Origin of the sequence: Acinetobacter sp. SH024 (assembly GCF_000163635.1) — a bacterium.
In the GTDB taxonomy this organism is placed as follows: Bacteria; Pseudomonadota; Gammaproteobacteria; order Pseudomonadales; family Moraxellaceae; genus Acinetobacter; species Acinetobacter pittii.
On record NZ_GG753601.1, the window covers coordinates 432129 to 444478 of the forward strand.

Sequence of the window (12350 nt, forward strand, 5' to 3'; positions counted from 1 at the left end):
GCTTAAACCTCCATCTCAAGAACATATCCAACCAAGTTGAAACCCAAGCTTTCATAGAGTTTTACTGTTTTATCTGCATGGATGCCTGTCATGGTCCCAATCTGGATACGGTCAGCATTCTTAAGCTGTGCCCAACTAATGAAAGTATTTACTAAAAGCTTAGCAATGTTTGATTTACGATACTCAGGAAGCACATAAACGCCTTGTTCAAAAGCCAATTTGTGCCCTGTTCGCCAGTCAGTTTCAATAACACCGATAACCGTGCCAACTGGATTTTGATATTCATCTAAGGCTAGGAAAATTGAATTATGTTTTTTGATTAAATATGCGAATAGATCAGATGCGCTTTGCTCATCAAATCCTTGTTTTGAAAAGATTGGTGATTCTTTAGTGAGACGCTTGCCGAAATCAACAAGCGTATCTAAATCATTTAGGTTTGCTGCCCGTACTTGCATCTCATTTCTCATTAATTGATACCAACATAGAGATACTTTGCATGTGTAAAGGCATAGGTTTGTCGTGTGTTATCTTGACCTCAAGTTCATGTAATGATTGCCAACCAACAAATGAATCGACTACATAGCCAGTGTATGGCAAATTTACGAACGCTGATTGGTTGTAATACTTGGTAGATAACTCTTGACCATTGATATATCCACCTACGGATGCATTCAAAAAAATAGCCATCTCATGCACCTGAATCTTATGAAACATTGCAGTTGCTGGTACTTGGCTAAAGTCTGGCGGCAATAGATCAATTTCAGTTTTAAACGGCTGGCCAAGGTGTACAGTTTGGGTTAGATCAGTGTTAGATAGATTAATGTTGGTGCCACTAATCGTATAAGTTGAATAGAAATATCCATCCGCATTATTAAAATTAACCAGTGGATTATCTAAAACCTGAATATCAAGATTTAAAATAGAACCAACACCATTAGTTACGTTAATATCAAACTCACAATCACTTTGTGCGGACTCGCTAAACTCCTCCAAGACTGTAGAGCCATTACGAATAGTCAGCATGAAACATTGGTCCTCACCTAAGCCAGTTGGTAAGGCACAAATAGATAAAACCTGTCCACCAAAATCGTGCTGAGACCAAGCATTCATTTCCTGATCACGGTTTAGTGTGATACTTGAAACTGCACCATCACCCATGACAATCCAGACAATAGAGTTTGGTGTCTGCTGGAAGGTTAATTCTTTAATACCTGCATGATTTTCAGGTATGTGCGGTGCAATTTGCGACAATTCAGGCGAGATAAGCCCGTCAACTTCATAACGGTACGACATTGCGCGCAAACGCTCACCACCACGCTGAACAAAGAGAAGCTCATTACCCACTCGGCAAGGTTTAACATTCGCTTGAACACCATAAGAGGTGTGCTCATCAATCTGTGCCGATGCTGGCGTCAATGGACCCTGTGAGTTAATTAAGAACTCAGCACCACCAGTTAATGCAACTACACCACCACGCTGTGACAGGTGCAAAATATTGTCAGATTGGGCTGAACTTGAAGCAATGCTAAACGCATCTGCGTCTTGAGTTGTCTCTAAGAAGTTGCCATCGTCACCAATCCGGCTAAACCACATCTGATTAGGGCTTGTTTTGGTATTGGCAAATACTAAGCGCTGTTTAAAGAAGCACACTGCCTTTGGGTAACCCGCTGTAGCACTAAATGCGATACTTTTTAAAACCCAAGACTTTGCAATAGCTTGAACAGCAGAAGTTAGTTTTACTAAAACTTCACCATTTACACGAGAAGGGTCTACATATTGAGTTATTTTTACTTGCCCACCATTAATTTCAATAATTGAGCCTACATTTGAAGGTGTAAAAACGTTAGCTGCTTCATTTGTCACTTCTTCCCATTCCGAAGTAGTTGCAGTAGGCTCCACTCCTTTATTGTCAATGGTTGCGCGCCACGTCTTACCACTATGAATAACACGATCACCAGTTAAATAAGTCTCTGTATTTGACCAGTTTGGGAACGATGAAGCAGTTAAGGAAATGACTTTCCCAACTTCGGTACCGGATGGCGATAACGCTACGTTTGGAGTACTGCCAAGCTCATCATTAGGATTTACACCAAAGGTAAAAGCAGCAAATTGCCAGTTAGTAAAGTCGGCAGAACACAGCAAACGCTGTACAGGTGTATCACCTTGAACGAAATACATGCGGTATTTAGTGTGCGCATACTGTACTTCACGTACTTTTTGGGCCGTGTTGTAAGGTGTCACAGTTTCATAAACAACTGCATACGTTCTTGGGTTGTAAACCTTAAGGAAAGACACACCAAGGATGAGCAAATAGGTGTTTTCTGAGTTTGCAATAAACGGAATTAAACGTAATGCACCTGCAAAAATAGAACGGAACTTTGTGCCTGGTCTTTTCTTTGCTCCGCCTTCAACCAAAGGTAATGCATTAAGTAATTTTTTAGCACCATTTGCATATTGCTGAATGTCTGTACGAGTCCAAAGTAACGGACTTAATTCACCAGAACTCAGGTTATTTTTTAGAATCCATTGTCTCATTAGAAGCGCTCCCAATAGTAACTTGATTCTGCGTATTGAACGTCTTGGCTTGGGCGCTCTTGACCATTCACGGTACGTGCTTGCTTAATCAAAAACTGGAATTGTGCTTCTGCCGACTGTCCAGCCGCGTCACTTCCTGTGATTGGCTTGCAAAGCTTAGATGCCATTTTGTACGTCATGGCTTCAACTAACATTGCATCCCAAGTCTGCTCGTTGTCGTTGTCAAAAACATATTCAAGATAGACTACTTCGGTGTCGGCCAAGATATATCGGTTCTCGACTTCATAACGTTCAGTGTTAGCCGAAATAATCAGGACGTAATCACTCGGCAATGGGAAGGCATGAGCATAGCCAAAGCTTGGATATGGAGAGATTGGAGATAAGATTTGCCGTTTTTTGGCGCATGACCAAGGATGTGAGCGCAGTATTGATAAACGCGTAGTATCATAAATATTACGGCACGTTTGAGCTAATTTTGAGTCTTCCTCAAAACTGGCAATTTGCTGCCCACCAATCATGCTCAATGCATTATTGCAAATGGTGACTTTAGATACAGACATAAGAAAACCCCGAAGCTTTTTGGATAGTTTCTTCGGGGTTTTGATGTGTTTTGTTGGGTGTTAGATAGGACTATCTAAGCATTTGCCTTGATCAGCAAAGCAGTTAACACAAGGGCGTTCATCAGAACAATATTTTTCATTTTGCTGAACTTGAGCAGTAAATAAGCGATAACCTTCAAGCTCCCAAAGCTTATTTTCAGCATGCTTTTCAGCATTGCCACGGGCCATTCTTTCACCAATATCAGCATTAAAATTTTCAGCATTCACACATGCACTAAAACCTGTTGCTAGAAAGAATTTTCCATCTAGGAATGCGTGAACAAAAGTTGAAGTCGTTCCACCTGGACGTTGTTCAACTGTATGGTTACACGTGCCATTAAAGCATCAATATCTGCTTTCGTTACGCGTGGTGCTACAGCTTTTTCAGCTAATTCTTGTTCTGTTACTGGCTTGGTCATTTTAATGTTCCTTTCTTTATTGAGTATAAAAAGCACCCCACCGCCTGCCCTAACAGTGGGGTGAAAGCACTTACACTAAGTAATCGATAGCAACTACTTTTTGCTCGTTTGCACGGCCAGCCGCAAATGAATGAACACCACCTACTTGTGAAATGTTCTTTTTGTCTGGACGTTTTGAAATGTCGAAGCCAGTAATATCAGCATCACCAAAATGAACGGCAGAGCTTGTATACATCACCGTACGTTTTTCGGTAGCACCACCAGCGCCATTGTTAAGTTTTTCGTAAGGGATCCAGTTCACACCTAACCACTTACCTGACACAGCACCTTCTTGAAGCATCTTAACCGCCATAAAATCAGCAGATGTTAAAGTTGTATCACCCAAGATATCTTCAAGCATTGAAGCGGTATAAATGATGTTTAGAGTTTCCCCGTTATGCTCATCACACTCGTTTGCACGGAAAATTGATTTAGCCTTGATGATTTGTTGTTTCAATGAACCAAAGCCCGAAAGAATGATCTGACCAGCTGGCAAGTTCACAGTACTGGTCGATTTAACGCCAGCATCGTTTACAGTTTTACGAGTTACACCACCAACAAGCGCTTGATAAATGATGTCATCGATTTTGCGGTTACGCGCATTAATCAAGTTCTTCATGTATTTATCTGTTGGCACTGCTTTAAGTTTTGGTAAATCACGGCTTTCAATTGGAATGAACAAGTCATAATCTGCCATCAATGCAGTACGCTCACCTGCATCTGGAATGGTCCAATTAGTATCACCAAAACGCGCACCAGAAGGTGACATTTCAACTTGACCCATATCATTGATAGTGAATGATTCACCCTGAATTTTCCCACGGTTTACAGCAGTCTTCAGCAATCGAGACTCATTTTGCATTGCCGCAATTTCATAAGTATCGTGATACTGAATTACAAACGCTGCCATGATTTTATTTTCATTCGCCATTGGTTAGCTCCCTAGCCGTATGTTTTTTGGTAATAACTTTGAACTTGGGCAGTAACACGCTTATGGTCAGGATGACTTTCATTCATGTACGCCTCTGATGCCATCAATTCTTGAATGTTCTCGGCACCGCTTTGTTGGGTGTTTTGAGGTGGCATATCTTCTTGCAATGCTTTGCCGAAGTAGGCTGCTAAGCGGATACCGAATGTCGGAGAGTCAACATCTGTTGTTTGAAGCCCCGCCGCTTGAATTGCTTGATTAGCAAAACGCAAGTTAGCGTCGTAATCGTTACCCCAATCCTGTTGAAGTGCTTCAACCTGAACCGCTGTGTGCTGCTCATAAGCTTTCATCACTACGGCCATTTGTTCATTGGTTACGCCAGCTTGATGAGCACTTTCTAAAAAAGCTTTGTTATCTTCATTAGATTTGAATGCATCAAAATCAAAGCCTTCCAACTCCACTTTGTAAGCGTCCGCAGACTCAGGAATATCTGGCTTGGTTTCTGTCTCAGCTTCTGGCTGTTTCTGCTCTTGAGTTTGGCTGTCAACTGGTGGCGTTGCTGTATCCACAGGTGTTGTTTGAGTTTGTTCAGTTGCTTGAACGTTTTCTGTGTTTGTCTCTTGTTGTTCATTAAGCATCGTTCTCTACCTCACTGTAATTTGGGTCATTTGCTTTGTTGATTTCATTAATGATTCCAGCCACAACGCTTTGTTGACCAAGCTTGTAATTGGTTTCACGGTCTGTATTTGAGAAGGCATTGCGGCAATACTTTTGTGTCATATGCTCAAGAATGCGCTGCCCGTTTAGATCCAGATCAAACACGACTCGATATGTCTCTGCTGTTGCTGGGCGCAATGCTCTGTGTTGAACAAAAGTTCCAACTTCTTCGGGCTTCTGTTCCTTGTTGCGGAGGCTTTCTTCAAGCTGCTGAATACGTGAATTAGCCTTAACCAGTTCATCTTGTGATTTGGTCAATTGGGTCGTGGTATCTAGGTGCACACGGTTTTCTTCCCAATACTTTTCTTCAAGCTCTTCACTTCGAACCTTGTAAGCTATGGCAAATACAGCCGCCACGATGAAGGCAAGAACTACCACTACAAAAAGGGCATTAATCATTGTCGTGTCTCACTAGTTAATTCAGACTCAAGACCCTTACCAACTGCATTTGCGAGTGGTTGTGCTAGAGCCTGCTCTTGTTCTTGTTGTGCAGCTTGTTGCTGTGCTTCTTGACGCTGCTTACGGATTGCATCGATCTGATCTTGAGTACGTAGAATTGCTGTAGGCACACCCAAGCCCATGCCTGAAACTTGCGCTACGGCATCCATGTCTACGTTGTCTAGGATTGATGGGTCTATTTGGGCTACGTTCGACATCCCAGCTAAGAAGCGCTCGATTGCTGTGACTTCTTCCAATTGCTGTGAACGAGCCAAAGCAGAAATAAACTTGAATGACAGGTTACGGCCTTGCATTTCTTCTGGTGCTTCACCAATCACACCAGCACGATAAGCAAGCCCAAAAGTACGTTCTAACAAAGGGGTTAACAATTCAGCTTGCCAACGACCATACAGCGGCCCTAATTGCTGGCGAATTAAGTCAACACGTACATGCACTTCAGTTGCTGTCATTGCTGGACCATCGGCAGGCTGTAACTGATCTGCCATCATCTTTTTACGGATTGCACCTTGAAGATGAGCTAACAAATCAACGCCAACTTGATAGCCCTTTCCGTCATCAATGCGCTTCAATGAGTTCACATCATTAACGACAATGATTTTTCCGCCACCTAAGCGCACTGTACGAGGGTTAAACGTGCCATCATCAACACCTGCATACATGCCTAGAGTTGAAATTTCGGCACTGCGCAATGTGTCACGCATTAACTTGTTAGCTGTTTTAGCGTCTGGCAAAGCAATAGAGACTTGACCAGTCCCATAAACTGAATTTGGGATCTTTCTAAAGCGTGGAATTACAAAAGGAAATTCGTTGTAGCCTGTCTCTCGTAGGACATTTTTTTCATCAACTTCAACATGATATGACGCAAAAGGCATTTCCTTCGGCATCAATTGACGATCACCTTTGATGTAGCCAGTTTTACGCGGCTCAACGACCCACAAAACTTTAACCTTGCAATCTGGTTTAGACTTGTAAGTATTACGGACCTTCTCACTGACTTTGTTTTCGCCATACTCATTGACTAGCGCAGCCATCGTCATTTCATATTCACGATAGAGTGTGTCAACTTTCTGATCTTGACGTGTTGAAGCTAGATAGCATTGCCCGATATCCCATGTCTGGAATACATAGCCGCCACCTGCATGACGATCTACATCGGCATACATTACGCCCCAACCTGCAACCACACAGTCGAGAACTAAATCAAAGATTTCACTATCGTAGTTAGCCCCGTGAATGTTGCGCCAAATGAATTGACACACTTCATCAAGCCACTTCTCACCTTCTGTTAGCTCTGCTGGATCATCAACGCCATTCGGCACAGCTTTAAACCACAGCGCATTAGCTGGCGTGGTTCCTGAAATGATGCTTGATACAAGTAATTGCGTTGCTTCTGATAGTGTTGAATCTAATAGCTCAGCTCGTTGTGTCTTACGTGTATCTGTTACATCATCACCTATAAACGATTGCTGACGCTCAGGGGCTGCATAGCGATAACACTCAGACCAATGCGGTTCTAAGCGGTTTCGCGCTGCTTTAAGCTCGCTTAAGCGTTTGCATAACCTTGCTACTAGCTCACTCATATCAGCCGCCTAAAGTTGTTTTCTTTTGGTTGTCTGTAGCAGACGCTAAAACAGTTGAAGCATTACGTTTTCGACGCTCTGCCGTTGCTGCATTTGCATCTAATTGAGCTTGGTTTTTAGCGGCTGCATCTGCGGCTTCTGCATCAAAACCTTTTGAAGCACCCTTAGTGTCTGTGAGGCCAAACATGTCAGTCACAGATGAAAGAACTTTTCCTAATCCGCCTCCGCACATTAGTCCGCCTCCTTAGTTGACCAGCCCTTTTCAGTCAAAACAGGAATGCGTTTTTTAGGCTGTGCTACACCAGCGGCACTTGGCGCTTCTGGTTGCGTAGACTTCTTTAGTTCAGCAAGTTGAGCGCGCATCTGCTCTAACTCTTGGCGCAATAGTTCTTCTTGAGATGGCTCTTTTTCGCCCTCAGATTCACCACTATTGATTGCGTCTAATGATTCTTCTGCCTGCTCAGCAGTAGTTTTAGGTAGTGTTGGTTCTACTGTTTCTTCTTGAATAGGTTCAGCAGTCACACCAGGTGTTTTAATTTCTCGTTTAGCAGCCATGAAAAAGCCCCATTCGTTGTGAATAGGGCTAGTGTTGTGTTTATTAAGTTGGGGTTTGTTGGGTGATTGCGGCTAATTGCTTATGGTATTAGCTCCATAAAATAAGTGATTGGCGCAACAACCATTACGATTGCAACAAATAATAAAATTACTGGCTTTGCCTCATCCCACTTTGTCCACTTAATAGCAGTCGAAGTAGTAATCTGTTTCGCCACTACAAGAATGAAAGCTAATATGTAAACAGAAATACCCATAATCATTAAGAAAGTATTCATTCCACCTTCCTCATCTCATCACAATAGATACACAAATACGCCTTATAAATCCAGCAGTACTGGTACTCGTGGTTGCAAGCCTCTTTGAATGTGGTCATAGCTCAATCCTATGGTTGGTTAGGCTTGCACCTTTTGAGATGGCCTCTTCTGCTTTCTTGCGATGTTCATCGTATTGATCCCCCTTGAGCGCTTGCTCTAACTGTGCAGCACAGTGGTAACAGCCTTCTTCATAACCCTCTGTCCAATGCGTTGTCTTATCAAAAGCGATTTCATTCCATGATTGGATTAGTTTGAGTGCCGTATCCACCCGCTTTTGCAGCTCATCTTCACGCTCACGAAGTTTTTGATTAAGTTGCTCTTTAATATCCAAAGCCTCATTTAGTAAGTTGATATTATTTTGCAGCTCCTCCACTTTCGCTTGCTGCTCTTGCCAAGCCTCCCATTGCAGGCCAATTGCTAAAGGAACTGCTCTACCTTGTCGACTTGGTATATACAACTTCCCCTTATGAAAAAATGCTGTTGTTCTATGCTTTTGAATGCGCTGTATAAAACGTAATTCATAATCTTGAGTTGCGCCAAAATCTTTCAGCTTTTCATAGTAAATACGTTCACCATCCACAACATATGAGGCACAAGTTAAACACTGCTCAGACTCTTCTTGGCAAACAGGGCATGATTTAAACTCACTCATGGCTGGCTCCTTTCTCCACAACATCCAATTCAATGATTTTGTAGACCTTGCCTTTCGATTCAAAAGGCTGGCCATTAGTTGCTTTCTCAATCCAACTGCTATACGAATATGCAAAACCCCAAATGAAGCAGCATAAGCAGAAGAACAACGTAAACCAGATACTATTCATCCCCGCCTCCGTATATTGATTCGTGGTCTTTCAAACGCTTTTCTAAACTTGAGAATGTGACCATGTCACCAGAAGCTCGATAGTTAGAAATGGCAGTTTTTACAACCTCATAACCACCAGCCTGATTAATAATTTCAACTGACTTCACCAGACGCTTGAGCTTTGATACTAAAATCATTCCTCGCGTGTGTTTGTAAATTGACTTATGCCAGTTAGCCCCATCCCAAACATACAAGTTGTCGCTTGAATCCCTGTACACTTGACCAGTAAAACCACTTACATGTGTTGCTGACTCTGGAATTCCATTAACAAAATTTGGCCCGAAATCACGAATAAACTGTTCTGGTTTCATAGGAAGTCACTCCAACTAATTCCGCGGAATGCATAACCACAAGACAGTGAGCAAATACCATGGTCGCGACTATCAACAGCATCAACAAAGAGCTTGCTGCAATTAATACACAAGCAAAGTCGATCTAACTTTTCAGCCTTCTTTAATGGAAATACGATCATGCTCATACCGCCTCCTTGTCATGTCCTGTCATGATCTCTTCACGAAGGCCGTAAAGCTCAATACCTTTGTCATCGCCTAGTGGCATGAGCCAATCAGAACGAATGTAGAAAAACGCTTCACCTAGTGATACAACCCATGAGTCTCCAACCCAACCCGTTTTTGTGCTTTGTCTAATGCCCACATGCTCTTCAAGCTTCACAGTCTCTCCAATCATGTGCGGCTCTATGCTATTCAAAACCAAAGCCAAACCGTCTACCTGTAATCTATTATTCATTGTTGTAATTCCTCATCTAACTGAGCAGCGAATACGTCTAAAGTTTCAAGTAGATCAAGCTGCCCAATATCGTATTTATATGTTTGCCACTCACCTTCACGTGGTACGCGCTGTAAGCCTGTTTGCTCTTGCCACAACATGATGAATTGCTCACCGTGTATGTACTCTGGAATGGATCCAGTAGACCAAGAAGAAACCGTACTGCCGCCTGACACATCAAGTACGTATGCGATCTTTTCGTGTGACCATCCAAGGTTGCGTAAATCTAGAATCATGCGGTTGAAGTCAGGACGCTTATAGCCTCGGCGTTTGAGCAAGAATCCTTTGGCTTTTTTTCTAGATTCGATAAAACGCGCGCGTGCGCGAGGGTTGTCTGTAAAAGCTGTACTATCAACACGCATATTCATCTCCTAGACCTCGCTAACCTTGAGCTTAATAAGCCCGCCTTTGATGACATTCCCACGCTTTACTAGAAGCTCATCGAACTGTTCATCGTCCACACACAGACCGCATTTCACTAAGCTATCGATAGTCGCTTTTAGGTAGTTATCGATGTCACGACATTGACGTGTAGGGAAATGAAAAGTCACTTCTAGTTTGAGCCGTGCAGTTGATTTATGAGCCGGTACAACTTGGCTAACTAACGCATGAAAATCACGCGCCTTATTGCTTAGAAATCTTCTTTTTCCAGAAGCTACCCAGTAGTGATTTACTGACGGTGGTGCAGTTTTAATTTCACAATCTAAAATGACTTTTAAGCCATCTTCGTAAAATGCTCTAATTTCGCTTGTATTAGCTTCATTTAATCTTTCCGCTACCGTTACATAACTTTTGCTTTTATCGCGCTGTAATGTGCCTTTTTGTGCGTTATTTCGCTTGTTTTGAATTGCTTCTAGCTGTTGTTCAGTTATTCTCATGATTTAGTCCCTTTTTGTTGGGTCTTGAACTGCTCTAACAGGCCAGCTCTTCTAAGTTTTACGTACAAACATGCAGCTGCTCTTGTTTCAGCAGTCTTTAATCCATGGTTGTAAGCACAGCGCAATGCCATCATTTCCTTGTAGTTCATCTGCCTAACTCCACCATGTTCAAAACAGAAATTTCCATTTCAGCAAGCACGTAATTTTTTAATTCGTGGTAGGTGTTGTTTTTGAATGCCTCATGCACTTCTTTAACCACGATCATGTCGAAGTAAGGACGCTTTCTTTTTTCCGCGATTGTGATTAATCGGAATTTAATTTCTGTTAGTGTCATACCGCCCTCGCATCTTTCCAGTTGCACTCAATGGTTGTGAGTCCGCCATGTTGGAATCGTGACCAAAGGCGATCACCCAAATCATTTTTGAGTTGTTCAAGTGTCATGTTTGAAATGAGCATCGTTGCCTTGCATGCGTCATAGCGTGAGTAAAGAACTTTGTGTACTAGCTCTAAGCGCTTTTCACGGTCATGCAATCCGTACTCGTCAAGGATGAGCAAGTCATAGGTTGTGAACTCATAAATTACTAACTGCTCTGATTGATCTTTAGTGTCCTTATCCCACGCTTTCATAATGCGTTGAGCCAATTCTTCGCTTGTGATGTAACGTGCATAGTTGCCTTTGGCTAAAAGCGTTCTTGCAGTTGCACACGCCAAATGTGTTTTCCCTGTTCCAGTACTTCCGACCATAACTAGGTTTTCCACTTCGCCCTTCACGATTTTTTTGGCAAAGTTAGCTGTTTGAGTTAAAGCGTTCTTCTGGCCGGGCAAAGGCGTGTTGTAATTTCTGAACCCAGCGTTTTTGTGACGTTCTGGAATCATTGCGCCTGCAAAGTGTTTTTCACGTACTGACTTTTGAACTTCAAACTGATGTTCTTGGTTTGCTTTTTCCACATACTCGATTGCACATTGTGGACAGCCTTGGAAGCCTCCCATGATGATTTCTTTCACGTTGTGTTTAGTGCAGAAACCTGAACCTTGTAAAACTTCTGGATTAAGCATTGCGTTCATAGCATCCAATCCTCCAATTCAACAGGATCACCTGCATTGCTGTAATCAGGATTGATGTTTTCCCATGCTGCATTCACATTTCGAGAATCGATTTGCTCTTGTGCTTTAGGTGCAGGCTTACGACTTGAGAAATTGCGTTTAATCCACTTCACGAAGTTTGTGTACATTTGGGTATCTGTAAGCAGACCCGCTTCAAGTTTTGTTGAGTAGTACCCGTTGATCTCAAGCAACCAACCATCGACTTCCGATTGAGTCATTTTTGCGATGCCTGCTCGTTGCAACCAAGCATTCAAAATTTCAAGTTTTGGAACCCAAAGTTTTAAAACCGAATCAACTGAATTTTCCTCACATAAATTTTCTTTAAAGTTTTCTTTAATATTTTCTTTATTAGGGGACGGATTATTAGTACTGGTCTCGGACGGATTATTAGTACTGGTCTCGGACGGATTATTAGTACTGGTCTCGGACGGATTATTAGTACTGGTCTCGGACGGATTATTAGTACTGGTCTCGGACGGATTATTAGTACTGGTCTCGGACGGATTATTAGTACTGGTCTCGGACGGATTATTAGCACTGGTCTCGGACGGATTATTAGTACTGGTCTCGGACGG

General features: G+C 42.4%; 18 protein-coding genes and 2 pseudogenes. All 20 read right to left on the reverse strand.

Annotation, left to right across the window (positions count from 1 at the left end; all coding sequences use genetic code 11):
* Positions 1–2: 2 nt before the first annotated feature.
* Entirely contained in the window at positions 3–455 is a 453-nt protein-coding gene (locus tag HMPREF0013_RS14655; protein WP_005803681.1) for a GNAT family N-acetyltransferase, read from the reverse strand.
* Between the two features lies 1 nt (position 456).
* Positions 457–2535, reverse strand: coding sequence for a carbohydrate-binding protein (locus tag HMPREF0013_RS14660; protein ID WP_005803682.1), 2079 nt, complete (start codon positions 2533–2535; stop codon positions 457–459).
* On the reverse strand, positions 2535–3095 hold the full coding sequence (locus tag HMPREF0013_RS14665; RefSeq protein WP_005803685.1) for a hypothetical protein: 561 nt from the start codon (positions 3093–3095) through the stop codon (positions 2535–2537). Before HMPREF0013_RS14665 ends, HMPREF0013_RS14660 begins: the two co-directional genes overlap by 1 nt.
* 159 nt (positions 3096–3254) lie before the next feature.
* Positions 3255–3553, reverse strand: a pseudogene (locus HMPREF0013_RS14670) (Gp49 family protein); the annotation flags it as partial.
* A 70-nt stretch (positions 3554–3623) separates the two neighbouring features.
* Positions 3624–4523: a phage capsid protein gene (locus HMPREF0013_RS14675; protein ID WP_005803686.1), complete on the reverse strand. Its 900-nt coding sequence runs from the start codon at positions 4521–4523 to the stop codon at positions 3624–3626.
* Between the two features lie 11 nt (positions 4524–4534).
* The gene (locus HMPREF0013_RS14680) at positions 4535–5158 is read right to left on the reverse strand and encodes a hypothetical protein (RefSeq protein WP_005803687.1); all 624 of its coding nucleotides are present in this window, start codon (positions 5156–5158) and stop codon (positions 4535–4537) included.
* Positions 5151–5636: a hypothetical protein gene (locus HMPREF0013_RS14685; RefSeq protein WP_005803689.1), complete on the reverse strand. Its 486-nt coding sequence runs from the start codon at positions 5634–5636 to the stop codon at positions 5151–5153. Before HMPREF0013_RS14685 ends, HMPREF0013_RS14680 begins: the two co-directional genes overlap by 8 nt.
* On the reverse strand, positions 5633–7276 hold the full coding sequence (locus HMPREF0013_RS14690) for a portal protein (RefSeq protein ID WP_005803691.1): 1644 nt from the start codon (positions 7274–7276) through the stop codon (positions 5633–5635). Before HMPREF0013_RS14690 ends, HMPREF0013_RS14685 begins: the two co-directional genes overlap by 4 nt.
* Position 7277: 1 nt before the next feature.
* Positions 7278–7508, reverse strand: a complete 231-nt coding sequence (locus HMPREF0013_RS14695; RefSeq protein WP_000333836.1) for a hypothetical protein — start codon at positions 7506–7508, stop codon at positions 7278–7280.
* Complete coding sequence (locus tag HMPREF0013_RS14700) at positions 7508–7831, reverse strand: hypothetical protein (protein ID WP_005803692.1); 324 nt, start codon at positions 7829–7831, stop codon at positions 7508–7510. The genes HMPREF0013_RS14695 and HMPREF0013_RS14700 overlap by 1 nt, the downstream gene beginning before the upstream one ends.
* An 80-nt stretch (positions 7832–7911) precedes the next feature.
* Positions 7912–8106 carry a hypothetical protein gene (locus HMPREF0013_RS14705; RefSeq protein ID WP_001091361.1) on the reverse strand — a complete coding sequence of 65 codons (195 nt, stop codon included), beginning with the start codon at positions 8104–8106 and terminating at the stop codon, positions 7912–7914.
* Positions 8107–8200: 94 nt separating this feature from the next.
* The gene (locus HMPREF0013_RS0105430) at positions 8201–8797 is read right to left on the reverse strand and encodes a hypothetical protein (protein ID WP_005803694.1); all 597 of its coding nucleotides are present in this window, start codon (positions 8795–8797) and stop codon (positions 8201–8203) included.
* A gap of 161 nt (positions 8798–8958) precedes the next feature.
* Complete coding sequence (locus HMPREF0013_RS24975; RefSeq protein ID WP_005803696.1) at positions 8959–9318, reverse strand: hypothetical protein; 360 nt, start codon at positions 9316–9318, stop codon at positions 8959–8961.
* Entirely contained in the window at positions 9315–9485 is a 171-nt protein-coding gene (locus HMPREF0013_RS25105) for a hypothetical protein (RefSeq protein ID WP_005803698.1), read from the reverse strand. The genes HMPREF0013_RS24975 and HMPREF0013_RS25105 overlap by 4 nt, the downstream gene beginning before the upstream one ends.
* Positions 9482–9754 (reverse strand): hypothetical protein, encoded by a 273-nt coding sequence (locus HMPREF0013_RS14710; protein WP_005803700.1) that lies wholly within the window; start codon positions 9752–9754, stop codon positions 9482–9484. Before HMPREF0013_RS14710 ends, HMPREF0013_RS25105 begins: the two co-directional genes overlap by 4 nt.
* Entirely contained in the window at positions 9751–10155 is a 405-nt protein-coding gene (locus HMPREF0013_RS14715; RefSeq protein ID WP_001261844.1) for a hypothetical protein, read from the reverse strand. Before HMPREF0013_RS14715 ends, HMPREF0013_RS14710 begins: the two co-directional genes overlap by 4 nt.
* A 9-nt stretch (positions 10156–10164) precedes the next feature.
* Positions 10165–10671 (reverse strand): RusA family crossover junction endodeoxyribonuclease, encoded by a 507-nt coding sequence (locus HMPREF0013_RS14720; protein WP_005803703.1) that lies wholly within the window; start codon positions 10669–10671, stop codon positions 10165–10167.
* Positions 10672–10816: 145 nt separating this feature from the next.
* The gene (locus tag HMPREF0013_RS14725) at positions 10817–11005 is read right to left on the reverse strand and encodes a hypothetical protein (RefSeq protein ID WP_025464125.1); all 189 of its coding nucleotides are present in this window, start codon (positions 11003–11005) and stop codon (positions 10817–10819) included.
* The gene (locus HMPREF0013_RS14730; protein WP_025464126.1) at positions 11002–11736 is read right to left on the reverse strand and encodes an ATP-binding protein; all 735 of its coding nucleotides are present in this window, start codon (positions 11734–11736) and stop codon (positions 11002–11004) included. Before HMPREF0013_RS14730 ends, HMPREF0013_RS14725 begins: the two co-directional genes overlap by 4 nt.
* Positions 11733–12125, reverse strand: a pseudogene (locus HMPREF0013_RS0105445) (replication protein); the annotation flags it as partial. The gene HMPREF0013_RS14730 and the pseudogene HMPREF0013_RS0105445, both read right to left, overlap by 4 nt.
* Between the last annotated feature and the right edge of the window lie 225 nt (positions 12126–12350).